At 30.6% G+C, this 25,555-nt stretch carries 24 protein-coding genes; 12 read left to right on the plus strand and 12 right to left on the minus strand.

Translation table 11 applies throughout. The features are described 5' to 3' along the window. The 6 genes from BG04_RS27870 to BG04_RS27895 form a co-directional block, all read right to left on the minus strand. Positions 1–3,051, minus strand: a complete 3,051-nt coding sequence (locus BG04_RS27870) for a type 2 lanthipeptide synthetase LanM family protein (RefSeq protein ID WP_034655932.1) — start codon at positions 3,049–3,051, stop codon at positions 1–3. Positions 3,052–3,065: 14 nt separating this feature from the next. Beyond that, positions 3,066–3,776 carry a flavodoxin family protein gene (locus BG04_RS27875; protein WP_034655935.1) on the minus strand — a complete coding sequence of 237 codons (711 nt, stop codon included), beginning with the start codon at positions 3,774–3,776 and terminating at the stop codon, positions 3,066–3,068. 73 nt (positions 3,777–3,849) lie between these two features. After that, on the minus strand, positions 3,850–4,035 hold the full coding sequence (locus BG04_RS27880) for a lichenicidin A2 family type 2 lantibiotic (RefSeq protein ID WP_034655938.1): 186 nt from the start codon (positions 4,033–4,035) through the stop codon (positions 3,850–3,852). A gap of 12 nt (positions 4,036–4,047) precedes the next feature. Beyond that, positions 4,048–4,254 carry a lichenicidin A2 family type 2 lantibiotic gene (locus BG04_RS27885; RefSeq protein WP_034655941.1) on the minus strand — a complete coding sequence of 69 codons (207 nt, stop codon included), beginning with the start codon at positions 4,252–4,254 and terminating at the stop codon, positions 4,048–4,050. Positions 4,255–4,884: 630 nt separating this feature from the next. Beyond that, positions 4,885–5,079, minus strand: coding sequence for a helix-turn-helix transcriptional regulator (locus tag BG04_RS27890; protein WP_034655944.1), 195 nt, complete (start codon positions 5,077–5,079; stop codon positions 4,885–4,887). 25 nt (positions 5,080–5,104) lie between these two features. After that, positions 5,105–5,395, minus strand: coding sequence for a DUF2178 domain-containing protein (locus tag BG04_RS27895; RefSeq protein WP_034655947.1), 291 nt, complete (start codon positions 5,393–5,395; stop codon positions 5,105–5,107). A gap of 182 nt (positions 5,396–5,577) precedes the next feature. Here BG04_RS27895 and BG04_RS27900 point away from each other — a divergent pair, with 182 nt between their 5' ends. From BG04_RS27900 to BG04_RS27915, 4 genes are all read left to right on the plus strand, one after another. Continuing rightward, a complete protein-coding gene (locus tag BG04_RS27900; protein WP_034655950.1) occupies positions 5,578–6,678 on the plus strand; it encodes a site-2 protease family protein in 1,101 nt (366 codons plus the stop codon). A gap of 237 nt (positions 6,679–6,915) precedes the next feature. Beyond that, on the plus strand, positions 6,916–8,022 hold the full coding sequence (locus BG04_RS27905) for a LytTR family transcriptional regulator DNA-binding domain-containing protein (RefSeq protein WP_034655952.1): 1,107 nt from the start codon (positions 6,916–6,918) through the stop codon (positions 8,020–8,022). Positions 8,023–8,217: 195 nt separating this feature from the next. Then, positions 8,218–9,063: an ABC transporter ATP-binding protein gene (locus BG04_RS27910; protein ID WP_034655954.1), complete on the plus strand. Its 846-nt coding sequence runs from the start codon at positions 8,218–8,220 to the stop codon at positions 9,061–9,063. Beyond that, entirely contained in the window at positions 9,063–9,770 is a 708-nt protein-coding gene (locus BG04_RS27915; protein WP_034655957.1) for an ABC transporter permease, read from the plus strand. The genes BG04_RS27910 and BG04_RS27915 overlap by 1 nt, the downstream gene beginning before the upstream one ends. A 242-nt stretch (positions 9,771–10,012) precedes the next feature. Here the strand turns inward: BG04_RS27915 and BG04_RS27920 are convergent, their stop codons facing one another. The 5 genes from BG04_RS27920 to BG04_RS27940 all read right to left on the minus strand — a co-directional run bounded on the left by BG04_RS27920 (position 10,013) and on the right by BG04_RS27940 (position 15,063). After that, positions 10,013–10,897, minus strand: a complete 885-nt coding sequence (locus tag BG04_RS27920; protein WP_034655960.1) for a helix-turn-helix transcriptional regulator — start codon at positions 10,895–10,897, stop codon at positions 10,013–10,015. Positions 10,898–11,047: 150 nt separating this feature from the next. After that, positions 11,048–12,106 carry a beta-carotene 15,15'-monooxygenase gene (locus tag BG04_RS27925; protein ID WP_328285797.1) on the minus strand — a complete coding sequence of 353 codons (1,059 nt, stop codon included), beginning with the start codon at positions 12,104–12,106 and terminating at the stop codon, positions 11,048–11,050. A 681-nt stretch (positions 12,107–12,787) separates the two neighbouring features. After that, entirely contained in the window at positions 12,788–13,603 is an 816-nt protein-coding gene (locus tag BG04_RS27930) for a class I SAM-dependent methyltransferase (RefSeq protein ID WP_034655965.1), read from the minus strand. Between the two features lie 139 nt (positions 13,604–13,742). Then, a complete protein-coding gene (locus BG04_RS27935) occupies positions 13,743–14,228 on the minus strand; it encodes a dihydrofolate reductase (RefSeq protein ID WP_034655968.1) in 486 nt (161 codons plus the stop codon). 133 nt (positions 14,229–14,361) lie between these two features. Further along, a complete protein-coding gene (locus BG04_RS27940) occupies positions 14,362–15,063 on the minus strand; it encodes a phosphopantothenoylcysteine decarboxylase domain-containing protein (protein WP_034655972.1) in 702 nt (233 codons plus the stop codon). 199 nt (positions 15,064–15,262) lie between these two features. On the opposite strand from BG04_RS27940, the gene BG04_RS27945 reads away from it, so the two are divergent. The 3 genes from BG04_RS27945 to fabZ are packed head-to-tail and all read left to right on the plus strand — an operon-like array spanning position 15,263 to position 17,298. Next, positions 15,263–16,252, plus strand: coding sequence for a ketoacyl-ACP synthase III (locus BG04_RS27945; protein WP_034655975.1), 990 nt, complete (start codon positions 15,263–15,265; stop codon positions 16,250–16,252). 7 nt (positions 16,253–16,259) lie between these two features. Then, positions 16,260–16,850, plus strand: a complete 591-nt coding sequence (locus BG04_RS27950; RefSeq protein WP_034655978.1) for a lysophospholipid acyltransferase family protein — start codon at positions 16,260–16,262, stop codon at positions 16,848–16,850. A 13-nt stretch (positions 16,851–16,863) separates the two neighbouring features. After that, positions 16,864–17,298 (plus strand): 3-hydroxyacyl-ACP dehydratase FabZ, encoded by a 435-nt coding sequence (gene fabZ / locus BG04_RS27955; protein ID WP_034655980.1) that lies wholly within the window; start codon positions 16,864–16,866, stop codon positions 17,296–17,298. A gap of 397 nt (positions 17,299–17,695) precedes the next feature. Here the strand turns inward: fabZ and BG04_RS27960 are convergent, their stop codons facing one another. Continuing rightward, a complete protein-coding gene (locus tag BG04_RS27960) occupies positions 17,696–18,232 on the minus strand; it encodes a restriction endonuclease (protein WP_034655983.1) in 537 nt (178 codons plus the stop codon). Between the two features lie 204 nt (positions 18,233–18,436). On the opposite strand from BG04_RS27960, the gene BG04_RS27965 reads away from it, so the two are divergent. From BG04_RS27965 to BG04_RS29170, 5 genes are all read left to right on the plus strand, one after another. After that, positions 18,437–19,255: a hypothetical protein gene (locus BG04_RS27965; protein ID WP_034655986.1), complete on the plus strand. Its 819-nt coding sequence runs from the start codon at positions 18,437–18,439 to the stop codon at positions 19,253–19,255. Positions 19,256–19,388: 133 nt separating this feature from the next. Beyond that, entirely contained in the window at positions 19,389–21,515 is a 2,127-nt protein-coding gene (locus BG04_RS27970) for an ATP-dependent nuclease (RefSeq protein WP_034655990.1), read from the plus strand. After that, complete coding sequence (locus tag BG04_RS27975) at positions 21,505–23,304, plus strand: UvrD-helicase domain-containing protein (protein ID WP_034655991.1); 1,800 nt, start codon at positions 21,505–21,507, stop codon at positions 23,302–23,304. Before BG04_RS27970 ends, BG04_RS27975 begins: the two co-directional genes overlap by 11 nt. 6 nt (positions 23,305–23,310) lie before the next feature. Continuing rightward, positions 23,311–24,186 (plus strand): Shedu anti-phage system protein SduA domain-containing protein, encoded by an 876-nt coding sequence (locus tag BG04_RS27980; protein WP_034655994.1) that lies wholly within the window; start codon positions 23,311–23,313, stop codon positions 24,184–24,186. 167 nt (positions 24,187–24,353) lie between these two features. Continuing rightward, positions 24,354–25,496: a 3'-5' exonuclease gene (locus BG04_RS29170; protein ID WP_051975672.1), complete on the plus strand. Its 1,143-nt coding sequence runs from the start codon at positions 24,354–24,356 to the stop codon at positions 25,494–25,496. Positions 25,497–25,555 lie beyond the last annotated feature (59 nt).

Here is a 25,555-nt window from a genome sequence, read left to right on the forward strand (position 1 = left end):
CTAATCTACAATCGATTTAATACTATCAGCGTTATGTACTCTCAGTAATTGATAACCAATTCCTGCTAAACCTGTAAATAAACCAATAGATTCAAATCCTTCTGTGGATCTTAACATAAATTTATTTTTATTATTAGCCCGTTTTACTACATTAGCGACTATATTTCTAGCTATTTGCACATCTTCTTCATTTTGGTTATATTCATATTTCTTTAGAAAGTATTCAGTAACGGCTATATTCCCATGGCAAATTCCATCGTCTTTAAGCATATCCATATTGAATAATAATGGTTCCAAGCTCTGAATAACTTTACTTTCATCGGAGAGAGAGAGTAAACTTCTAATTTCAATTTCTGCTATTAGTATCCCTACTATGCCTCTACACCAAGAAAAGTTCAATCTTAAGGATTCTTGATCATATTGATTTTTGAAATTAGAATGAAATTCTTTATAAAAAATTTCCCCATACTTATAGTAACGACTATTATTTGTACATTTCCATAGCCTGAAGAATACTAAAGCCGTTGATATTGAACCATGTCCAAAACTCAAGTCGTTTTTAAGTTCCTCTTTATCCGGAATAACTATAAATTTTTCAGCAAACTTAATAGCTAAAGACAAATAGCTAGTGTCTTTAGTGTTTTTATAAATACTTAACAAAGAATTTATTAAACTAGTAGGACCATTTAAATAATCAACATTATTAATACTAAAATCATTAGTATCTATATAGTTGAGCTGTGTTTTTAAAAGGCTTTTCAATTCTCTCGGTAATTTTTGGGTTTTCATCTTTGAAGCTGCGTGTATAATGCCTACAAGACCACTAGTTAATCCTAATTCGTTTTTCAAGATATTGTGATTAACTGTATTTATAACCTTGTTGGCATAACTTAGATATTTTTCATTTTTAGTTTCTTTATACAGTGTCTGAAAAAATAAATATATACCTGATAAGCCATCATAAAAATCATCATTTACCATACCTACAGCCCAGCTATCCTCTAATTCTGGATTAATGGTAATCCACATAATTTTATCGTCACTAACAATAGCATTTTCAATCATACTATCAGCTATATTGCTTGCCATTTCTTTTAAATCTATATTCACTAAACTATCGCTAGTAATTAGCTTAGATGAATCTTCTATGTGCTCTTTTTGAGGGTAAAAGCCTAGAGAGATATTGATTACAGAAATTTGTTTCTGAATTTCTTCTACTGTCAGGTTATTTATCTTATTTAAGACCAATTCTTGACCATTGTAGTTTTGAATCGGTTTTTTTAGTTTAAAGTCACTTGATAAAATATTGCGAGTACCAATCTGATTGAAAAAGATTGGAATATCATTAATAAGCATATCTTGTACTTCGTATTTAATAATTTCTTTATCTTTAAATGGGTGCCCCCACATATTTTCAAATACTTTTTCTCTATCAAGCATGTCTTCTAGCAAATCAGGATGATTAGAATTCTGTAAAATATTACCATACTGACTAGTGTCTCTCACAATAACTCGCACGATTTTATTTTCAGCAGAATTTATTATTGAGATTAAATCATCTTTATTGTTAAGTGCGATATCACATATATTTCTAAAACCTTTTAATAATTCATTAACGAAATTCTTATACCCAATTTTTTTATTTGAATTTTCTAGATAAGGAATATTATTAGAATCAGTAGTAGAAAATTCCAAATACTCATATCTCATCTGATCTGTTCCTACATTGATAGGTTGTAATATCTTTTTGTTAATTTTTATTCCTTTTCCATCTAGTGCACTTAAATCCATACCTACTATATCTTCTCGATCGCTTGGCGCATTGTAAGGTAATAACATTGTAGAAGTCACATTTTGAAAGATACGTAAAAATGATTCTTGAAAGATAGAGTCATTTTCAATTGCATGAGTTATAGGTTGCTGAAAAAGAGTCTCTAAATCTATTACAATTGGATGCTCACCATTCGCTATAAGGTTTTCCATATGGATATCAGAAGCGTTTAACAAATATAGAACGCCGATTAACTGACCAAACCTTTGGTAATATTTGGAAAATTGATTCTCTTCGGTACATCCTTCATATGAAATATATTCTTCAAAAGCATAGTGTTTAGTATATAAGCCTTGAATAGTTTTCATCTCTAAAATATTTTCGTTATTGTTAAAATAACTAATAATCTTATTATAAGTTGTACTTAATTCTATATTTTTTGGTTTGTATACAACTTTATGTACATCATTAAATGTTAGCTCTATAACGGTATTTCCTTTATTATGTGTATCGCCTTGTCCTATCTTCATTTTTGTTAATAAAAGAGGTGGTTCTATATTAAATTTCTCTAATATTTGGCTTTCATGCTTTCTTATTCTTAAAAATAAATTCTTTATATTTTCAAGAAAATTGAATGTTATCGTAGTTAAAATTCTAGTTAATACAATATATTTGTCATAAAAGCTAATTAATTTTTTCTTTGATTTATATTGGCTAATAAAAGACAAAAATCTATCTTCAGAGGTTTCTCCAATTAGTTTATTATTATCTCTATCTAAGTTTAACTCTAAAATTATTGATTTTTGTGCAATTTCTAAAATTGAAACAGCGAATTGTTCCACCATTTCTTTAATAGTGTTTTCTGAAAAATTACTGTAATAGTTTTCATGAGATGATAACTCAGTAGTTTCTTTATACACAAAATCGATAAATGGCCTCAGTATAAATAGCAGACCAGCATTTTCCTTGTTCAAAATCCGACCTTCATCAAGATTCTCTATAATTTCACTAAATTGTTGATACCATAGGCTATTTAGAACTTTATGCTTGTACAAATTTATAAGTTCTTCATCAGGATTTTTTTCTACAGCTAATGAAAAAATATTTTTGTCGTAATGATTAAGCTTCAACATTTCATTAAAGTCTTCATCAGATAAAATACTCATTTCAGAACGCCAATTTGTTAAAGCCTTATGGTGAGGTTGGTGTGTCCCCTCCCACTCCTTAATTAGATTATAACGTTCCCTTATATTCAGTGAGTTATGTACATTTGTTAACATAATGTAATTCCCTTCTAATAGACAGTTGTTTTATTTATATAATCATTTAAAGTCTCACTATCAAATAAACCATTTTCTAACCAGTATCGGTACTCAAAATTATCTTCAGGGTAAGCTCTAATAATAGATTTTAAAGTTTGAAAAGTTGCTTCATGCTTTTCATTTATTTCAACTTTAAAATCACTATCATTTAATAATTTAATGCTTTCTTTTAAACTATTAACAGATAATATATGTTCTTCTGGATCTTGATTTAAGAATACTTCAGAATTAACAATTGTAGCTCCCATGAAAGAAAACACTTTATATAAGTAGTCCTCAACTAAATCTCCACCATTACTTTCTGCAGTTACTATAGTAATTACAGGTTTACACACCAGTTTCAATATATGACCCCAATAAGATAATCGATCAATAAAAATTTTCGCATCAGATGATACGTTATGGGAATAAACTGGAGTAGCAAAGATTATCAAATCAGCCTTTTCTAGGTATCTCTTTAATTCTTCACCATAGTCATTTTCTAGAGCATCTGAGGGGCAAAAGCCATTATTAAAACAGTTTTTACATCCTGTAGAATGAAGTAATGGCTTACTTATGGGGTCAAAAAGTTCTAGTTTAAAGTCTGGATAAAATTGATTTATATGTATTTTTAATTCATTTATAATTTGATTCGTACGTGATAGAGGGTTTCTCGATCCTGAGTAGAGTAATATATTTTTCATAAAAGCACCTCATTAAAAATTTCTCTATAAAAAGATTGAGATAATTCTAAAATTATCTCAATCTTTTGTTTTACTATTTATTATCCTTACCACATCTGAATTCAGCCGATGCTATGTAAGAAGCTACAAAACTTGCTAAAAGTGTAGTTGCAGGAGTAGTGCGTGGGGTCACCCCAGAAGCACCATAAATATTTTCCATTTCGGATTTATTAAGTTTTTTCATGCTTAGACCTACCGTATGTTCAGTAGTTTTAGACATTATAAACACTCCTTACCCTAGGCAATCTTTATTGTAAGATACCAAACCACTAATAGCAGAGATAGTAGATGCACATTTTGCACTGCTGATTCTAGAAACTACGATTACTGTTGGATGAGTCCTAGTATCCACCCCAGAAGCACCATAAATGTTTTCCATTTCGGATTTGTTAAGTTTCTTCATGCTTAGACCTACTACGTTTTCTTTTAAATTACTCATACTCTCAACCCTTCTTTCCATTTTTTTAGAAATAATTGTAATTTGTTGGTACCTGAGCACCTACAGGACCCATTATATTTATAAAAATTACTTTTTTCAACCCAAATATAGGAAAAAAAATAAAGAGATGGAAAGAGAAAAAAATTCACAAAAAATATACATTATAGGTATTATTTTACTGTATAAATGTAAAAAAACACATAATTATGTAAATATTGGGATTATAATATACCTTTTAACCCTCTCTAAAAAAGAACCGAATTCACTATTTAATGGAATTTTATTTCATTTCTTTTTTTCAAAAAAACACTATCATAACAACCAACATCGTTAATTGTCAAATAAAGTATATATTTGTTTTTTATAAAAAAACTCAAAAAAAAATTACTTTTGAATTTTTATTCGAATTGTATTATTATAGAAATTTTGGATTGTTTAGTTAAATTTCTATGATTTCCTTCGAAATTAAGGAACTAATCTGTTTTTTTGTAAAAAAAGCTGCAAAATCAATTTAAAGATTTTGCAGCTTTTTTATTCTGAATATGAACAAAAATATATATATTAATTTTATTTTAAACTTAAACATTTAAATAATTATTTGAAAGAAATAATTTGAACAAATACTTTCGCTTAATAATGTTCAAATACTTCGTCAATACTTTTTTCTAAAACTTTGCAAATCTTAAAGGCAAGTTCTAATGAAGGGCTATACTTATTTTTCTCAACTGCAGATATTGTTTGTCTTGTAACACCTACTAATTTGGCTAATTCATCTTGAGAAATATCCTTAGCAGCTCTATACATTTTTATCTTATTATTGAGCATTTTTTCACCTCATGATGCTTTTAGTTTACCCCATTTTTTTATTTAAAATGAATATGAATAACGAGTTAACAAGTGACATTAACGCTATGATAATTACAAGGAAGTTAAACACATTCTTAGGATCAATATACCCGTTTAAATAAAAGATTGAAAAAAAACCTAACAAAATATAAGTGAATGAGAATGAATACTTGGAAGATTTACCTATAATTTTTTCACTTCGCTCGTCCTTTTTGTTTTTATCTACATAATAGGCCCAATAAAAAATAGATAATAATAAAACAGCAGTACCAATTTTAGCTATTACGGTTAACATAAAACACCCCTCCAATTAATAACTATATACAGTATATAATTTTTTTTACAAAATGTAAAATTTTTTTTACTATAGGTTAATTTTATTTTACATATATGATATCTTAGGAAAGGAAATAAATAACTTTAAAGTTTATGTTTCTATAGTCTAATCAACAAATATTTAATTCTAGGAGGGCTATTATGCTTTTTTTTAAAAAACCAACTATCATTATTTTACTTTTAGCCGTTTTATCATTTTTTAGTGGTTTGTTAGGGGACGGAGTGAAATCAATTGTCATAGAAGTATGGACTCTGGTTCTAATTTGGTTCATTGCTGTGACGACACATGAAGTAGGTCACGTCTTATTTGGACTAATAGCGAAACTAAAATTTCAATTTTTAGTCGTAGGGCCAATTACGGTTCGCTCAGTAAATAATAAGCTTAAAATCTCTGAAAATAAATCATGGTTATATTTCGGTGGAATAGTATTATTTTCACCATATTCTTTTGAAAATCAGAGTCTTTCTAAAAAATGGGCTATTATGACTATTGGTGGACCTCTAATTAGTTTATTTAACTTTTTATTATTTTTCAGTTTATACAAAATGATAGGATCTAATTATCTCTTGAACTTTTATGTTTTGCACTTTTTAATACTGATAGCTACTATTATTCCCATTAAAACAAAATCCTATATGACCGATGGTGCAATGTTTTTAATTCTTTTAAAAAATAATAATAAAGCAAAACAACACTTATTTAATGTACTAATAGCGAAAGAACTTCTCAGTGATAAACGACCTAGAGATTGGCAACCTGAAATAATCAATGTATGCTGTGAAAAAAATAAGGTTATTGAGGATATAAATAAAAAAATTAGTGAAGTTACGCTATTATTTTACTACTTTGCAGATAAAGGAAAATTTGAAAAAGCACGTAGCATTTTAAAACCTATTAATAAGGAGTCTATTTCTAATAATATTGCACTGGGTTTTTTACATAGCTCATACATAGCATGTGAATTCTTAGACAAAGAAGAGCAATGTGACTTAGAAAATATGACAACTCATTTTCAAGCTGTATCTAAATTCGATTTGTATTCTTATTACAGGTCGCTTGCTATTATTAAATATTTAGAAGAGAAACATGAAATAGTTTTGAAATATGTACAAAAAGCAGAAAAAGAACTGGCAACTGCAGAAAAAGGCACTTTAGGCTTTTGGAGTGTTGAACGTCAGTTATTTGAGGATATAAAAGTAATAATTTTAAATGAAGGCAAAAGAATAGATATTGAATTGTAGTAAGATTCTTCGTTTAACATTTCCGGTTTTAGATATCACGTAGAATATTGGAATAAATCCTAAACCATAACTAAAATTATATTAAAAAGGTATCATATAGTGATTATTGGAAAGCATTTTTAACACTCATTCAAAGATTCATTTTGCGAACAGGATAAATATCACTTGAACAGTGCTAGTTTAATTGTCTATATAAGAGTTTTAAAATAGGTATATTCTAAGTTAGGAGTATTTTAAATGGGGTTATTAAGTATAAGGGATTTGGAAAAAAGTATTGGAAATAATATTTTATTTTCTTGTGTGAATTTAGAAATTGATAAGGGAGAAATTGTTGCAATTAGGTGTAACCATGAACTTGGTAATCAACTTATAAACATGATAACAGGAAATTTACCAGTATCAACTGGCGAAATACTGCTTAATAATATTTCTTTAAATACTAATTTTAAAAAACTCTGTAGGAATGTCGGGGTAGCTTTTTTAGATGAATTATTTTATGAACGTCTTAATTCAAAACAATACCTCGCTTTTTTTAAACAGCTTTACCAAGTAGAAGCAGATATTGATTCTTTACTTAAAGAAGTCGGGCTACTAGAGAGGAAAAAGATTAAAATAAATAACCTTACTTTTTCTGAGAAAAAACGCCTACAGGTTGCTAGAGTTATTTTACCTCAACCTGATCTTATTATATTTGAAGAACCTAATCAAAATGTTGATATAGAAAGTAAAATAATTATTCAAAAAATAATTACAGAATTAGGAAAGCAACAAAAGGCTGTTTTAATAATCACTAGTTATTTTGAAAATGCTATTACCTTGGCTGACAATGTATATAGCTTAGATAAAAATGGTTTTAAAAAAATTGAAGTGATAGATGAAAATAAAGAATCAATAATAAATAGCTTTCTAAAAGAATCAAATACTGAAAAAGCAACATTTAAAAATAATGCATCTTTGTCATCAAGTAATTCTGAAAAAAAAGAACCACTGTCTTTAACTATGCAAGTGCGATTTGAGAAGATCCCTGCCAAAGTAAATGAAAAAATTATTTTATTTAATCCAACTGAAATCGAATTTATCGAGAGTAACGAAGGCGTTGCAAACTTACATGTTAATGGAGAAGTTTTTCCGTGCTCATATACTTTAAATGAATTATTCAATCGATTGGAGGCATTTGGATTTTTTCGATGCCATCGTTCTTATATTGTAAATTTACAAAAAGTTAGAGAAGTGATCACATGGACCCGAAACAGTTACAGTCTAATCCTTGATGATCATGAGAAAAGTTCAATACCTTTATCCAAAGGTAAATTAGGTGAATTAAAAGAAATTATTGGACTTTAATTCACAAATAGAACACTTTTTATGTCTTTATTTAATTCTTCAACAGGAAAATGTAGGTCATTCATCCTTAAAATAGATCATTTTATCGTTAAATATACTCTCTTTAAGCTGATTTTAATGTGAATATTCTTATTAATAGTTAGACTAAATTTTGTAAAGTTATTCAATTAAAATTTGAGTTAAGGGGATGTGGAGATGGAAAATATAATAGAAGTTAGAAATCTAACTAAAGCATTTAGTAATAAAGTCGTCCTAAAAGACATTAATTTTGAAGTTAGAAAGGGCGAAACATTTGGCTTTCTAGGACCAAGTGGTTCTGGGAAAACTACAACTATAAAAATACTAACTTCGCAATTACTACATACTAAAGGTGAAATTAATATTTTTAATCAACCTTTGGAAAAACAAAAAAATTATTATTATTTAAAAAGGGTTGGAATCTTGACAGATAATAGTACTCTTTATGATCGGCTTTCTGTTTACGATAATCTTCTCTTATACTGCAAATTATATGGCGTAAGTAGCAAACGCATTGATGAAGTATTAAAAGATGTAAACCTCCTTAAAGACAAAAAAACAGTCGTACTAAAGCTTTCCAAAGGAATGAAACAACGTGTTGTACTAGCTCGAGCCTTACTTCATAAACCGGAAATATTATTTTTAGATGAACCAACCTCTGCACTTGATCCAGTGAATACTAAACATATCTACGAGGGTCTGAAAAGGTTGAATAGAGAAGGAACTACTATCTTTTTAACTACTCATGACATGTCTGAAGCTGAGGAACTGTGTGATAGAGTAGCATTCCTTGATCAAGGAAAAATAAAATTATTAGACAGCCCTCGAAATTTACGTTTAAAGTTTAGTAAAGGATCTATTTCTCTTACCTTAAAGGATGGGAAAACCCTGACAGTAAAAAATGATGAAGAAGGTGGAAAACAAATTTATAATTATATAACTAATGATGAACTAATTTCTATACATTCAAACGAGCCAACTTTAGGAGATATTTTTGTACAATTAACAGGGAGTGAACTATAATGACTTTTTCTTTGAAACGGGTAAATGCAATATTAATTAAAGATTGGAAAGATCTTTTAAAAAACTCATACATTCTTGTTACTTTAGCTCTACCATTAATATTTGCAGTGATGTTAAGAAAGCTTGGAGCTGAAGGACCTCTCGCTATATTTTCAATAAATTTTGCACTTGTAATTTCTGGTTGTTTTGTTCAGGCTGCAATGGTGGCAGAGGAAAAAGAAAAGAATACTTTAAGAGGTCTTTTGTTGTCACCAGCTAGTACACTAGAAATTTTAATTGGAAAAAGTGCTTTATCAGCAATTGTCACTATTGCTGTAATCATTGCATCCATCTTTCTTAGTGGATTTGAGACTCCTTCTATACTCTTATTTTCGTTAAATATCTTTCTTTGTTTGATTATTTATATTACTCTTGGAACTTTATTAGGTTTACTTTCAAAAACTGTAATGGAAACTACAATCATAGGTATGCCCGTATTGATGATATTTGGAGTTGGTTCTTTATTAAAAAGCGCTGTTGATAATAAAATATTGTTGAAAATTATTAGTTTTTTACCTAATGAACAATTTGATGCCATATTATCAGAATTAAATACAAAGGGTGGATTTAATGATTTGATTAGTCATTTCTTAATACTTATTATCTGGGTAGTTCTAATGACTTTGATAACTTTCTATACATATGGAAAACGTAGATTTGATAAATAATCTTTTTTACTAATGAATCTCCTTACAGAGCTTTAAATTAGAAATAAATAATGATAATTTGTTAGTCAAAAACAAACCCTAAAAAACCACATTGAATAATTTCCTAATTTGTTTTTTTAGAGCATCGCAACTTCAAAATTTCAACATTCAGTGATGAGCAGCTAGCAAAGGTAATGGATTTTCTAGGTTGCAAAATAAAGACACTTAATATAAGTGTCTTTATTTGTTATCGCTTTTGTTCCCTATAACTCAAAATTTAAATTCAACGGTTCATCTGGAAGTTTTTGATGATATTCTTCATTTGTAGTTGGAATTGAACAATCAACAGTCTCAAAGGCGATACCATCAATCCAAACCTTTCCGTTGCCATGTAATAATATCCCGAATGATATGACGGTACTTTCCTCTGGTACATCTAATACAATTGAGTATTGATTCCAGTTTGTTGTATTTTTGATTGGACGATCCTGCATATTATCAAAAGATAGAATTTCTTCATTTTCCCCATCGATACGCATCCACAAACCAGCCCAATTTACTACGTCTTCTGTTTTAATAAACCCTGATAAGCGTAGTCTCTCACCTTTATACATTGTTGCTTTAAAAACTTGCATCATCGTTGCAAAACCTCTTGCATCTTCCTTTTTAGACATAATATATCCAGATGCTTTACCTTGATGAATAGTTTTGTAATCAACACCCATCTCATAGTCTTGTGGATCAGTACCAGATGGCATCCAACCTTTTGGTAATAATGAATGTTCCATAACTACTTCCTCCTCGAATAAAATTACCTTTTTGGCATATTTGCGATATTTAGCAGGGGGCATTTGATAAAGCTTTTGAAAAGATCTCGTAAATGCCTCTTGAGATGAAAAATGGTAATGAAATGCAATATCTAATATTCGTTGATTTGTGTTAACTAAGTCACTTGCCGCATGTGCCATCCTTCTTACTTTTATATAATTAGCAATGCTCATACCCGTAATTGATTGAAAAATTCGATCGAAATGAAAAGGAGAATAGCCTATATACTTAGAAATACCTATGACTTCTAACGGTTCGCTTAAATTCTCTTCAATATAATCAATCGCTTTTTGTACAAGTTCTACATAGTTTTTATACACTGTTCTCTCCTTTGTTTAAGGTGTTACCATTAATTTACTATATATTTCTTGCTATTTTTTGATTATTTTTGCGTTCTTTAGTATATAGGTATTTAAAAAAGCTAGCATATTAGCAATAATTTTAAAAAAGGGTCTTATTTATAAGACCCTTTAATTCCTTTCTTCTAAATGCTGTTTTAATATTTTTTTGAACTCCTGAGGATTATCTATACGGATTGCAACTTGTTCATATTTCCTTTTTATACCCATAAATAGGGTTGCTTCCACTGGAGATTTTAACTTTAAAATGATATCAGGATGAACTTTTTCAAAGTCGCGTGCAATAAACTCAATTGTTGTTTTTGAGATTTTTTGCTCTAATATCTCAGTGTCTATTATTACTTTTTCTATATCATTCAATTGTATCTCCATGCGTTTTGCTAAACCAAGAGAAAGGTAGATACGGTTATGTTCTATGCGTAAAGGGTTAAACCTTAATGCTTGAATATCGCCTAAAAAGAAAATAATTGAATAGATATTAAGTATCAGTAGAATAAGCGATAAGATAACTGATTTACTATGTAATAACCAATGAATACCTAATGTTTCAATTACAACAGCATGAATCATCATTATTTGAAACGTAATAAGGCTTGAGCGTTTGTAAATAGTAAAAGTATTAGCTTCAGGATTCGGTTGTTTCTTCCATGTGCCAAAGGCATAATAAAACATCATCATTTCTGAACAAATGATTTGTATAATAGGTCTTTTAGAAAACTTTTCGTTTATAACATACGAAAAAGAAAATAAAAGTGGTAAGGAACTTGTCTTTACCTTTTGAATTATGCTAGGTAAATTTTTAGCTAACGTAAACAATATTGAAATCTCAAATAAAATTAATAGAGCTTCTACCCCAATACCTAGCCACATAACTAACTTAAAAGAAGATAAATACTCAATTGGAATTATAAACCGTGCGGAAATAAGCCCTGTTGCCATTAACACAATGAAATATTTCCAATTAAACTTACGCTGCCACGCTAAAAACAGTAAGGGAACCACAAGACTTAAATCCAAAATAGAACCTAATACTACTCCATTGAAATTAGAAGATAAGGAATCAATTTCAAAAGGAGAATGATATAACAAATAATTTGAACTTAATACTAGTAGTAGCAATAAAAGGGATAATAGAGACACTGAATTCTTCTTAAGTAACAACCAATACACCTCATTTTTTAGTTCTTTAAATACATCAAATATCAAATTCCTATTAATTCCATTTTATCAATAATATTAAGTTTAATCACTATGTATATCATATACAAAGGTAGTTAACATAATCACTCTTCAAGGAACCAAGTGAGCAAAAGAACCCTTGCGGCAGTAGGGTTCAGCTAAGGATTCTTTTGCTTGAGTATGCATCTTTTTATACATCGTTGATATGACTACGTTCTTTGGGTAGTTGAAAGAAACGAGAATGTATAAAAAGAGCTCCTTTTATACATATGCTTTTACGGGAAAATATAGTATTTGTAGCAAAAATGTGCTAAAATTTACTAGAATCCGTTTATCATACGCTTTATACGTGTGAACCCTGTTTATGAGCTACCTCGCTTCCACTGCTGAGGTAGCTTTTTATTTTGCCTACCTTTTGACTGGACAAATTATAACCTAATACTATATTTTAGATATGTACATGTATATATTTCACTTTTATCAACTATTAAAAGCAGCTATGATCAACCACACATGTAAGAAAAGCCCTCAATTAATTTTGAGGGCTTTTCTTGTATTTGTCTCCCCTAAGTGTAAATAGTGAAACTTTAATAATACGTAAAGTACTTTATTATTTACTTAATGCAATTAGATATATCTAAAGACCAGTCGTGAAAAAAGATAACCATTTAGTTATCCTTTTTTCTTACCAATATAAAGCAAATGTGACGAAATGCCTAAAGTATAAGGGTCGGTTGCTGTTTTCTTTAATAATTCAATTAATCGATCAAACTCAACTTGTCCCTTGTCTGTCCAATAATCCCATTGTTCTTTAGATAAAAGAGAACCAATACTAGATGATCCAATTAGGCTTAAGGTTTCAAATCCATTAGATTCCATAAAGGGATTAATTTCTTGTAGATCAAAGTAATAAGCTCCTGTAAATCTTCCTTTATCTTCATGATTAAAGCTGCCAGTAGCAATAAACTCTTCGATATTGTCAATTGTATTATTGGGTTTCCACGCTTCTGGATGTAACAATGAAGAGATAGTGTGCCTAATTCGGGACATAAAGGCAATAAATACAACTCCCTCATTTTTTGTCACGCGGTACAATTCTTTAACAGCTGCGTCACGATCTTGTTCATTCTGTAGGTGATACATTGGCCCCATCATCAAGGAAGCATCGAATTCTTCATCTTTTAATAAATTTAAATCCTTTGCATCCATAATATGAAATCCATTAAATTGATTAAAAAGCTCAAGTTCTTTTGCTTTATCCTCAGCTATATTTACTAATCTGGGCGTAAGGTCAGTTAGCGTTACCTGAAATCCTTTCTCTGCTAGTTTCATGGCATATTTACCAGGACCAGCTCCATTATCTAACACCCTTCCGTTTTCTGGTAAGTACTTTTGCATATAATGCCAGTTAATTTGAAACTCTAATGGTTCTCTATCTAGACGCCCCCACTCATCAAATGTTGAGTAATAATCCATTACTTTGTTCATAAACAAAATCCCCTTTTGTGTCTTATACAACTTCCAATATAAGTATTATTCGTTTTGTATAATTTGTAAACTATTAATGGCTATGATATACAAAGTCAATTAACGTAATGTGGTTTTATAGATATATTTTTTAATTTAGTTAGTTTACCTTTTCATACACATGAAAGTAATGTTCATAATGATTGTTTTCATCTTGAGTACCTTTCTCAACTGATAACTCTTTCCAGAGGGCAAGATCAACTTCTGGAAAAAAACGATCACCCTTAAAATAATGATTAATCCTAGTTATGTATAATTTATGGGTATAGGGTAAGAACTGACGATAAATTTCTTCTCCCCCAAGGATAAATACTTCTTCTCCTTCACACATAGAAAGAGCATGTTCAATTAAATAAGCTATATGACAATCTTGAGCCCTATAATTTTTATTTGTAGTCATTATGATATTTTTTCGTCCATCTAAAGGTTTTCCAATAGATTCATAATTTTTCCTACCTAAAATAATTGAATGCCCCATAGTAACTTTCCTTAGATACTTCCAGTCATTTGGGAGCCTCCAAGGAATATCGTTATCCTTTCCAATTACATTTCCTTTTCCTACAGCAACCATTGCAGATATAATCATATGGTTTCTCATCTCCTTTCCTCTGATTTTAACAAATAGAGGAGGATATGCTGTATATTCTATACAAAGTTAGTTCACGTAATGTGCCTCCTAGAAAGTAAAAAAGCTAGCAAGTGCTAGCTTTTTAAGAAACCTATCTTGAAACAGCTGTTGTTTCCTGTAAAAATAACTGATTAAGGGCTTGTATAATCATATTTGCTGTTTCTTTTTTATTAGCACACTGGTATATGTCATTATCTTGATTAATTATATAATGTGTAGCTGAATTAACATGTAAGGAATCAGAGGTATTTGCCACCATTAAACTAGCCTTAGAAGTACCCATTCTTATTTTAGCTCTCTCTATTAGGGTTTCTTTATCTACGTTACTTTCTAACTTAAAACCTACTAGCATCAGATGAGGGTTCCATTCTTTGATTTGCTTTAAAACTTTAGGTGCTTTCTTAAAGTGAATAACCGGAGGATTGTCGCTAGATATTTTTCCATTCTGAGGAATAAGGTTCCCCTCTTTGTCCAACATCTTGTCTACTATCCAATCCGACCCTGCAGCTGTCATGATAACAGCATCTATCTTTTCACTTAAGATAATGGCTTTCATTTTGTCTTGAAGATCTACTATTCCTTCAAAACTTTCTAACTTTAAACTCTCTGAATCCTTATCACAGGGCCTTTCCGCAAAATAGCCGTGTAAATATGTAACTGTTGCTCCTTCTGCTAATGCTTCCTCTGCAATCATTTTCCCTATTTTCCCTTTAGCTAAATTAGTGTGTCCCCTAACCTCATCCCACTTTTCTATACATCCACCACTGGTAATAAGTATATTTTTTCCTAACATTACTTTTGCCCCTTTTTATAATTCTATTTTATTACATAAATAAATATTAAATAAACCGCAGTCTAAATAGCAATACATATGTGTCTTCTAAGAAACTTTAAAGCTTATTTACATTTTTTTCATATGAAATTATTGACTTTATTAGTACCTAGTACTAATATCAATTTATATATCTTGGTGTTAAAGAAAGGTGAATTCGATGAAATCAACTGCACGTATTACAGCAATAGGTACATACGTACCAGAAAAAAGACTTACGAATGACGATTTAGAAAGAATTGTGGATACGAACGATGAATGGATCGTGAAACGAACTGGCATGAGGGAAAGAAGAATTGCCGATGAAAACGAGTATTCTTCTGACCTAGCTATTAAAGCAATTGAAAACTTAGTGGAGCAATATCAGAAAGAGTTAAAGGATGTAGGATGTATCGTTGTCTCAACTACAACACCGGACTATGCATTTCCAAGCGTAGCAGCCCAGATACAGGATTACTTTGATATCCCTACAACTGGGGCTCTAGACTTTAACGCTACCTGTGCTGGCTTTACATATGGATTACACATGGCAAACGCCTTTATTACATCTGGACTTCATCATAAAGTCTTAGTCGTAACTGCAGAAACCTTATCGAAGGTTACAGATTATACAGATCGCACTACCTGTGTTCTATTTGGGGATGGAGCTGCAGCTGTTTTGGTGGAAAGTGATGCAGAGCGCCCAAGTTTTATTGCTACGCATATTGGTACAAATGGAAAGGGAGGTAAACATGTATACCGTACAAATTTATCTACTACTATGCATGGACAACCTTTGAGTTCAAGTGGCAAGATGGTTCAAAACGGAAGGGAAGTATATAAGTGGGCATCTAGAACAATTCCTTTAGGTATATCTGAATTGCTAGAACAAGCAAATCTACAAAAGAATGAAGTAAATTGGTTCGTTCCACACAGTGCCAATTTACGAATGATTGAGTCTATATGTGAAAGATCAGAGTTTCCAGTTGAGAAGACATTAACTAGTGTTGAGTATATGGGAAACACTTCTTCCGTTTCCATTCCTCTAGCACTACAAATAGGGATAAACAAAGGGAAATTAAAAGATGGAGACGTTCTCTTACTCTACGGATTTGGAGGAGGCCTTACCCACGCAGGTCATATTATTAAATGGGATTTAGGTAAGGAGTAAATAATCAATGTATATCTTTGCAACAAGAATTCTACAACTTCTACTATCTTCAATGAATGGACATATGAACGTAGTAAACAAGGATAAACTTCCTCAAAATGAACCATTTATTGTTGTTTGTACGCATAAAAGCTGGATTGATGTCGTGTGTTTAGGAATAGCGTTATATCCGACTCCTATTCACTTTATGGCTAAGAAAGAGTTATTTAATAAGGTTTTCATCAAAAAGCTTTTAAAAAAATTAAATGCATTTCCTGTAGATCGAGGTAATCCTGGACCCAGTGTCTTAAAAATACCTTTGCAATTGCTAAAAAAGAAACAAGTAGTTGGGATCTTTCCAAGTGGAACAAGAAACTCAGAAGAGAAAGCTTTAAAAAATGGAGCTATTCATATTGCTTCAAGGGCAAGTGTTCCTATTATACCAGCAGTATATATAGGACCTCATACCATAAGAGACTTATTAGGAAGAAAAAAAAGATTTATCATTTTTGGAGATACTATTCATGTGCCTAAAATGACTAAAGATAAAGAAGCTGTTACAGAAGCAACAAACGAAGTGATCTCAAAAGTGTTTGAAGAATTAAAAGGTAATATTTAAAAGGAGAAAAATTGTGCTAGATATTCAAGAAATTCAAAGAATTATACCCCATCGTTATCCTTTTTTACTGGTAGATAAAATTATTAAATTAAAAGAAGGAAAAAATGCAATTGGGCTTAAGAACGTTACAGCTAATGAGGAATTCTTCAGTGGACATTTTCCTGGCTATTCGGTTATGCCAGGTGTATTAATTGTTGAAGCTTTGGCTCAATTAAGTGGAAGTATAATGCTACAAAAAGAAGAAAATCGTGAAAAGATAGGCCTTTTAACTGGTATTGAAAATTGTCGCTTTAAGAAACAAGTTCGTCCAGGGGATCAATTATACTTAGAGGTAGAAATGACACGAGTCCGAGGAGCTGTTGCAAAAGCTCATGGCATTGCTAAAGTAGATAATAATATTGTGTGTGAAGCAGATTTAACATTCTTTCTTTGGGATAATGGGAAGTAAGTAAATTTCCATATACACAGGTAGTTAACATATAGGTTCCTTAAATAATCTAGACGAAGATGACCAACATGACACTCCAAGCAGATCCTTCATCAAAATGATGTAGGATCTTTTCATTTACTTCTATGAATGAAGTATATCCGTAAAAGTATACCTTTACGGACTTTTATTTTATACAAGAAATCTATTGTTTTTATCGTTCATTTACGTTTAAAAAATAATTACGAACGTCCGTTGGAATAAATCAACTTTTACGAACACTTTTAGTAGATTAATGGGAAGAGAAGAACGAAAGAAGTATAAAAAAAGCACCTAATATTAGTGCCTTTTTTATATTCCTATATAATGACAACATATTGAGTGTAATCACTATAATAACTTCCGTTTTTTAAAATTTCTAATTAACTTGAGCGCTTAGTTGTATAAGACTATCACGATCTATTAAAATCACGTTATTTGCATATGCTAAATTTATTGCAGGTTGTGTAAAATAATTATTAGTTATGACCCAAACCTCATCAGCTTTATAATAATTCTTTGCCCCGACAATCTGTTGAACAGAACTAATTCCTACTTTTTTGCTATATCTCTTTGCTTGTACAACAATTTTTTTATTATCTTTCACAATAATTAAATCAGCTCCATAATCATGTGAAGTTCGCGTAACCTGCGCTTTATATCCCAGGGATTTAAAAAGAACCCCTAAATAATTTTCGAATTGTATTCCATTCATTACATCAATTTCCTTAATATTAGAACGTTTTATTATCTTCGATTCTTTCACTTTTTTATAAAATAAAAAGAACGCAATCCCTATTGTTATAAGTAATAAAAATAAGAGGAGTTTTGATAGAGTCAAAATACCTAATAAAATAATTACCCCTAAAAGCACAAGTAATAGCGTATTATCTTCTTTTTTCTTACGTTTGGCCATGTTACTGAATTCCCCTTTAAAATATATTCATTAAATTTAAAAAGCTATATAGTCACAAATATGTATTTTATAAACAATTAATCTAAAAAAAACAACTATAGACCTAGGTATTATATAATACAAGTGTTACGAAATAAATAAGAGGGGATAAAAATAATATTGAGATTATTAATGAATTTACTCTTTTTGTAAAGGATGATTCTTATGAAGCAAGATAACATGAAAGATATTACCGGCACAGCAAAAGATATTTTTTTAACTTCTGTTTTGGATGTTGGAAGTGAAACTTTAGCAGATGTAGCTAAAGAATCCATTACTGGTCTCCTTGGAGAAATGATTATTGATACTGGGGCCTCCCTAATACCAGGGTTATCCGGCGCTGTTTCCAGCTATAAGCGTGTTAGGTTTGAAAAAAACACTAAGCATTTTGCTGAAGAATTAGCTTTAAGAATTGATGAAATAAGATTAAATTTGGAAAAGAAAACAGATGATCAAAAGCAAAAAATAGATAAGTTATTCGAATATATAATGGATTACGTAATTGATGAACAGCAAGAAGAAAAAATTAAATATATAGTTAATGGTTTTGTGAGGTTGACTGAGCATGAATCAACTACAGAAGACTTTGTTCTTACCTATTATGATGTATTAAAAGAATTAAGAATTGTCGATATTTCTGTACTAAGATTGTATTTTCACTCTTTTTATATATTAGATAAAAAAGAAACCTATCAAGATATAATGGAGAACCATGGTATTACTTATCAACAATATAATTCAGTTAGGCATAACCTTTTACGATTAGGGATTTTTACGACTAAAACAGATAATAAAGTAACAGAAGATTTAGAATCATTATTCAAGGCGATAAAAGATATTCATATCTATTTAGATAAATTATTAAAAAATAAATCTTTGCCTAAATTAAAGCAACCTAAAATGTTGTCAAAAGACAGTTTTGAGTTATCGAATTTTGGAAAAGATTTTGTGAAATTCTTTTTAGAGATAGAACAACAACAATAATTCATTGAAAAGGCTTTTAGAATGAAAAAGCTCTTAGTGTTCCTTTTTGTAATCGATTTATTATGGGTATGTCAAATGAGTGAGACGCAAAAATAAATTAGTTATGAAGTCGAAATGACAGGGAGAAGAGAAAATGTATATTTCTGATTTAGAGATCACAAACTTTAGGAATTTTAAAAATGCTAATTTCAAATTTGAACCAGGGGTAAATACTTTAATCGGAGAGAATAGTTCTGGAAAATCTAATGCCCTATATGCAATAAGATTACTTTTAGATGATACATTGCCGATTAATGCTTCAAAATTTTTAGAATCAGATTTTAATCAAAATATTATTGATTGGAAAGGTCATTGGATCGTATTAAAACTTACTTTTAAAGATTTAGATTCGAGCGAAGCTGCCAGTTTTTTAGCACATCATTCTGAGGACGTAACTACTGATGAATCAATAGGTACTTATGCACTCTATTATCGCCCAAATAAATCTGTGAGAAAACGTTTATTTGAATTTACACAACAATCAAGACATATTGAAGATCTGGATGAAATATTAAAAGATATAACTGTGAATGATTATGAAACAGTTTTTACCTGCAGAGTAAATGCAGATTTTAATGATGAACAAATGTATAAAGAGCTAGTTGGAGATTTTGAGGAAGGAATTTTCCCAGATCCAGAAGACGATAATGCTAATATTTTAGGAAATATTTCACCACATATTACGCTGATAAAAAAAGAGGTTTCATGTACTTTTGTAAAAGCTTTAAGAAATGTAATATCTGAATTAAAACAAAGGAAAAGTAGTCCTTTATTACAACTCTTACGTGGTACAGCAAAGGATATTGAAATTGAAGAAGCTGATGCAATTAAGGAACAAATAAAAGCGTTGAATGAAAATATAAGTGAATTAAATGAAATAGATATATTAACGAAAAAAATTAAAGCTTCTTTAAATAAAACTTTAGGTTATACATATTCACCTAATGTAAATATCAAGTCTGAATTACCTGAGGAAATGGAAACTTTGCTTCACTCATTAACTTTATGGGTTGGAGACGATGTAAATAGCAATCAAGGGAAATTAGATGACGTAAGCTTAGGGGGCGCAAACTTAATTTATATTACCTTAAAACTTTTAGAATATGAGCTTTATCAAGATCAAGAAGAAAAAGCAGCTCACTTCTTATTGATTGAGGAGCCTGAGGCGCATATTCATACACACGTTCAAAAAACTTTATTTGATAAATATCATTTTGAGAACACTCAGGTTATTATAACTACTCATTCTACTCATATTTCTTCAGCAAGTAAGATTGATTCAGTAAATATTTTAATTAAAGAACCTGGATTTTCAAAAGTCTGTCAACCGAGTAAGGGATTAGATGGTGACACTTGTAAAAGAATAGAAAGATATTTAGATGCAACAAGGTCAACATTATTATTTGCTAAAGGAGTCATATTAGTTGAGGGAGATGCTGAACTTATATTAATACCAGCTATGTTTAAAGCTGTGTTTGGTCTTAGCCTCGATGAAATAGGTGTAAGTGTAATAAATATGAGTAGTACAGTATTTAACCATATTGCAAGCTTGTTTGATGATCAAAGGATTCATAGAAGGTGTGCTATTATTACAGACTTTGATGAAGCAATAGATGTCCTTCCTGAAAATCCTAATGATGATAATAAGGAACAAAAGAAAATGCGTGATTCACAAACTGCTGGTCAAGAAAGAGCAGAAGTTTTGAATGCTATCTATTCTAATAATCCATGGGTCGAAGTTTTTTATGCATCGCATACGTTTGAAATTGATTTTGCACTAAACTTTAATAAGCATGAAATAAAAGAAATTCTTCCTGCTATTTATACGAGACAACACGATATCGATGAGGCTACCAAGAAATTAGATTCAGGTAATAAAATAGTAGTTGGAAAAGAAGCAATTAGATTAGCTAATAAAGTAGGAAAGGGATGGTTTGCACTTCTATTGTCCGAAAGCATTGATGTGTTTACTTTTATACCAGAGTATATATTAAAAGCTATTGCATTTTCTTCGCCCAATCTTACGAGAGATCATTTAATAGCAATGGCAAGTTATAGAGTTAAAAATCAAGAATTACACTTAAGTGATGATGGGGAAATATCTTTGGAAAATATGTCGTTAGAGGATTTAGTTGAAATAATTAAAGAGGCTAAAGATGATGACGATTTAATAAAGCTGATAAATTTATTAGGAGTTGAATTAAGAGAGTATGCACATTGATTTAAATCCATTTCAAAAAGCTGCAATCGATGAAGAAGAAAATGCACTTGTAATAGCCTGTCCAGGTAGTGGTAAAACAAGAGTTTTAACACTAAAAATTGCTAAAGAGCTTGAAAAGTTAAAAAAGAGAACAGATAGAATCATAGCATTAACATTTACTAACCGTGCAGCTGATGAAATTGAAAAAAGAGTACATGACCTGGGTATAGATGTTTCTAAATTGTGGACAGGCACTATTCATTCTTTTTGCTTACAATGGATTATTAAGCCATACGGAAGTTATTTGCCAGAGCTCCAAAAAGGATTTTCCATATTAGATGAATTTAAGGCACAGGATTTAAAAAATAGTTTTAAAGGGGATTTTGATATTCCTGGATATGAGGATTTTATTACTAGGAGGGACAGGGCAGGAAATTATGTAAATGAGAAAAGTAACTTTAATGAAGCTGCCGAAACCTACCATAAACATATACTGGAATGTAAATTAATAGATTTTGATTTAATTTTATATTTTTCATATTTATTGGTTGAAAAATATCCTAAAATCGCTGACAAACTTTCTAGAATTTTTAAATATTTTTTTATTGATGAATTTCAGGATACTCAAGATCTTCAGTACAAACTTATTGGAAATATAGTAAAGGCAGCAGAGGGTGAATGTAAGATTTTCCTTGTCGGAGATCCGGATCAAGCAATATTTAAATCATTAGGTGGGGTTGTAAAATCTCCTTCGGAAATAAGCCAAGAAATTGGAGGTTATAGTGTTAAAAAGTTAGGGCTAAATGGTAATTATAGGTCAACACAACGTATTATAGATTTATACAGTAATTTTCAAAGTACAGGTTTATCAATAGAATCTTTGACAGATTACCATGATGAAGGTGGAATTATTGCGTTTGATAGAGTAATAAATAAAGATAAATTGGTAGAGAAAATTACAGGCATTATACAAGAACAAATTTCGAATGGAGTTTCTCCTAATGAGATTTGCGTATTAGCACCGCAATGGAATTTCCTTACCTCTATGGCTAGAAAATTGAAATCACATTTACCGGATGTAACGTTCGATGCTCCAGGTCTAACTGTTTTGCCACGTGACCGAGACAATTTTTGGTTTAAACTTACAAGAATTATTTTAATTACCAAAGAGCCTGATAATTATTTGATTAGAATGAAATGGGCAAAGCAACTCTTAGAAGAATTAGTTATGTTGAATGGTACTGTTGTTTATGCTGATATTGAGAGCTGCAGGAAGTTCTTAAAAACAATAAATTCTATAAATATACAAAAAGAAGATGCAGTTGAATTTTTAGAAGCATCCTTTAAGTATATATTTAAAAAGATTGGCTTTGATTATGCATCCAGTGATTTATTGATGGGGCAATGGGATAGTTTTTTTCATGGACTAAGTCGTCGTTATGAGTATTCAGACTTTAGTGATATTCCTAAAGATATTAACTATATGAAAAAGATGTTTAATACAAAAGAAGGTGTGGTTATAAATACCTGTCAAGGTGTTAAGGGAGAAGAGTTTCATACAGTAATTGCTTTTGGTCTTTTAAGAGGGTATATCCCACATTGGAGTCAAATAATTAATCAATCAATAAGTAATGAGATAGCAGAATCAAATAAATTATTATATGTAATATGTTCTAGAGCTAAGAAAAATTTATTTTTATTTTCTGAAAATGGTAGATTCACTAAAAATAAACAAGAATATCAAGTCAACAATCAGTTAAATACGATTGCTTTTGAGTTTAACAGTCTAACATCATATAGAACGGAGTGAAAAGATATGTCTATTTACAAGAAGGCTTATGAATTAATTGATGATGCTCCCAAAGCATTGGATTGGGATGTTTACGAAAACATAGCAATAGAAGAATATCAAAAATTATTGAAACAAAATGGGCATGAAGAAATTGTGTTTCAAGAATTTTTTGAGAGAAACCCTGCATTTTTACCGGGCGCTTTTGGTATATATGGTGAATCGGGTCATCCACCATATAATAATGCCTTAATCACTCAGCCAGTATTACAAGGTTTGATGTCTAAGGTACCAGATTTTTTATGGATTGCTTCAGATAGTGGAACTATCTATCCAATTTTCATAGAAATAGAAACACCTAACAAGAGATGGTTTAGAAAAAACGGTGTACCAACAGCAGACTTTACTCAAGCGCAGAATCAACTTAGTGATTGGAAAATCTGGTTATCAAACCCTGTACATCAAAATCTTTTTTATCAATATTATGATATTGACAGAGAAATAACTAGTGGTAAAGCTGTTAGACCACAATTTGTTTTAATATTTGGATCTAGAAGTGAATTTGATGGGAATCCAGAACTAAATCAAAAAAGAGGACAGTTGGTTCGAGAAAACGAAATATATATGACCTTCGATAGGCTATTACCTAATATTAAAGCTAGAAATAGCATTACCTGTAAGGTTAGAAACAGAAAATATACTGCTAAATTTATTTCGCCATCCTTTAGATTAGGTCCAGTATATGCAGAGGAATTGAGTAAAATAGATAATAAAGAGGAAGCGATTAATAATTCTAAAATTGATGATATTAGAAAAGATTTTATACTTTCTAGACTCCCCTATTGGGAAGAATTTGGCCGGAGACAACCAAGAGGAGTGAGAAATACAGGAGATTGGGAATAAAGCCATTTATGGGCATTCTTAAGGTAGTCGATTAGCATCAGCTCCCTTTCGTCTACTTTTCATAATTCATTTGATGTAATTAGATGATGAATAATTTTTAATGAGAACAAAGGATCGATGTTATAGATAAAGGTTGCTGGATGTCTGATGTGAAAAAGGAGGAGAATATGAGTCTATTCCAAAAAATGTTCCAATTTTTATCTAAAAAAGAGGGTAATGACCATACAGGTCCGATTGTTTTAAAAGAAGGGGTAAAAGAAGAACCACAGAAAATCCAGGTGACCGAAGAGGTATTGAAGGAAAATACCTATGAAACACAAGAAAATTCTATAAACACATTATACGCAGGAGTAGAGGCACATGATGAGTTGCCGGAAGTAACTACGATAGAAAATATTGAGATTGATTCACAAAGGACCTATACGTGTGAGCAATGTAGCACAACCATACAATGGTATCATCGAAGACATTGCGTGTGCAAAGATTGTTATACAAGGGAAGAAGAGAGACTGATTCCATTTGTGCTTAATTTCTATACTGGCATGCACGACTATCAAAAAACAAGTCTGATTGAAAAGAAAAGAGCTGCTTTACCAAGTATCCTTGAAGCCTTTGAAGTGCTGGACAGCTCTTTTATCAGATGGAAGCCTTATGGGTACTTAACAACCTACGTAAAAGAAAACATTCACCATGACAAAGGATTATTGGAAATATGGCATGATGAGGAAAAGAAAAAAGTAGATAAAGAAATGAAAGCTGAATTGAAACTCCTTCTTCCTAATAGGAAACCATATCGTGAATATATTGCATTCGATTTAGAAACGACAGGGTTATATCCTGACAAAGGAGCAGAAATTATTGAAATTGCAGCTGTAAAGGTAATGGATGGATTTGTGGTCGACACGTTTCAAACGCTAGTGAAGCCAAACAAAAGTATTCCGCAAAAAATCACTAAAATTACAGGGATTACTAATGAAGATGTAAAGGAAAGTCCTTCAGTAGAAGAAGTGTTGCCAGTGTTTTATGCATTTATAGGCCATTTACCATTGGTTGCTCACAATACGCCTTTCGATAAATCATTTTTAGATGCGTATTCACCTGAACCGCCTAAAAATAAAACAGATGACACATTAGCTATTGTACGAAGAAAATTAAAGAAAGAAAAAAGGGAAGGTGATATCTATTCATTTAAACTCGAAGAGGTTGCTAGTTATTTTGGTTACAGTATTAAGCATGCACACAGGGCGCTTGATGATGTACTAGCTGTAAAGCATATATATGAGGAATTAAGAGATTACGAATCCTTTTAAAGGAAAAAACACCTTGCGCTTAATCGTAAGGTGTTTTTCTTTATATAATTGGATTCATC

The sequence above is a fragment of the Priestia megaterium NBRC 15308 = ATCC 14581 genome (assembly GCF_000832985.1).
GTDB classification, from domain to species: domain Bacteria; phylum Bacillota; class Bacilli; order Bacillales; family Bacillaceae_H; genus Priestia; species Priestia megaterium.

Excerpts from the sequence above, each read along its gene's own strand:
- BG04_RS27880 (WP_034655938.1), bottom strand. The coding sequence starts at position 4,035 with ATGTCTAAAACTACTGAACATACGGTAGGTCTAAGCATGAAAAAACTT.
- BG04_RS27970 (WP_034655990.1), top strand. The coding sequence starts at position 19,389 with ATGTATATTTCTGATTTAGAGATCACAAACTTTAGGAATTTTAAAAAT.
- BG04_RS27910 (WP_034655954.1), top strand. The coding sequence starts at position 8,218 with ATGGAAAATATAATAGAAGTTAGAAATCTAACTAAAGCATTTAGTAAT.
- BG04_RS27940 (WP_034655972.1), bottom strand. The coding sequence starts at position 15,063 with ATGTTAGGAAAAAATATACTTATTACCAGTGGTGGATGTATAGAAAAG.
- BG04_RS27935 (WP_034655968.1), bottom strand. The coding sequence starts at position 14,228 with ATGATTATATCTGCAATGGTTGCTGTAGGAAAAGGAAATGTAATTGGA.
- BG04_RS27975 (WP_034655991.1), top strand. The coding sequence starts at position 21,505 with ATGCACATTGATTTAAATCCATTTCAAAAAGCTGCAATCGATGAAGAA.
- BG04_RS27980 (WP_034655994.1), top strand. The coding sequence starts at position 23,311 with ATGTCTATTTACAAGAAGGCTTATGAATTAATTGATGATGCTCCCAAA.
- BG04_RS27930 (WP_034655965.1), bottom strand. The coding sequence starts at position 13,603 with ATGAACAAAGTAATGGATTATTACTCAACATTTGATGAGTGGGGGCGT.
- BG04_RS27890 (WP_034655944.1), bottom strand. The coding sequence starts at position 5,079 with ATGCTCAATAATAAGATAAAAATGTATAGAGCTGCTAAGGATATTTCT.
- BG04_RS27885 (WP_034655941.1), bottom strand. The coding sequence starts at position 4,254 with ATGAGTAATTTAAAAGAAAACGTAGTAGGTCTAAGCATGAAGAAACTT.
- BG04_RS27960 (WP_034655983.1), bottom strand. The coding sequence starts at position 18,232 with ATGGCCAAACGTAAGAAAAAAGAAGATAATACGCTATTACTTGTGCTT.
- BG04_RS27945 (WP_034655975.1), top strand. The coding sequence starts at position 15,263 with ATGAAATCAACTGCACGTATTACAGCAATAGGTACATACGTACCAGAA.
- BG04_RS27895 (WP_034655947.1), bottom strand. The coding sequence starts at position 5,395 with ATGTTAACCGTAATAGCTAAAATTGGTACTGCTGTTTTATTATTATCT.
- BG04_RS29170 (WP_051975672.1), top strand. The coding sequence starts at position 24,354 with ATGAGTCTATTCCAAAAAATGTTCCAATTTTTATCTAAAAAAGAGGGT.
- BG04_RS27870 (WP_034655932.1), bottom strand. The coding sequence starts at position 3,051 with ATGTTAACAAATGTACATAACTCACTGAATATAAGGGAACGTTATAAT.
- BG04_RS27900 (WP_034655950.1), top strand. The coding sequence starts at position 5,578 with ATGCTTTTTTTTAAAAAACCAACTATCATTATTTTACTTTTAGCCGTT.
- BG04_RS27950 (WP_034655978.1), top strand. The coding sequence starts at position 16,260 with ATGTATATCTTTGCAACAAGAATTCTACAACTTCTACTATCTTCAATG.
- BG04_RS27905 (WP_034655952.1), top strand. The coding sequence starts at position 6,916 with ATGGGGTTATTAAGTATAAGGGATTTGGAAAAAAGTATTGGAAATAAT.
- BG04_RS27965 (WP_034655986.1), top strand. The coding sequence starts at position 18,437 with ATGAAGCAAGATAACATGAAAGATATTACCGGCACAGCAAAAGATATT.
- BG04_RS27875 (WP_034655935.1), bottom strand. The coding sequence starts at position 3,776 with ATGAAAAATATATTACTCTACTCAGGATCGAGAAACCCTCTATCACGT.
- BG04_RS27915 (WP_034655957.1), top strand. The coding sequence starts at position 9,063 with ATGACTTTTTCTTTGAAACGGGTAAATGCAATATTAATTAAAGATTGG.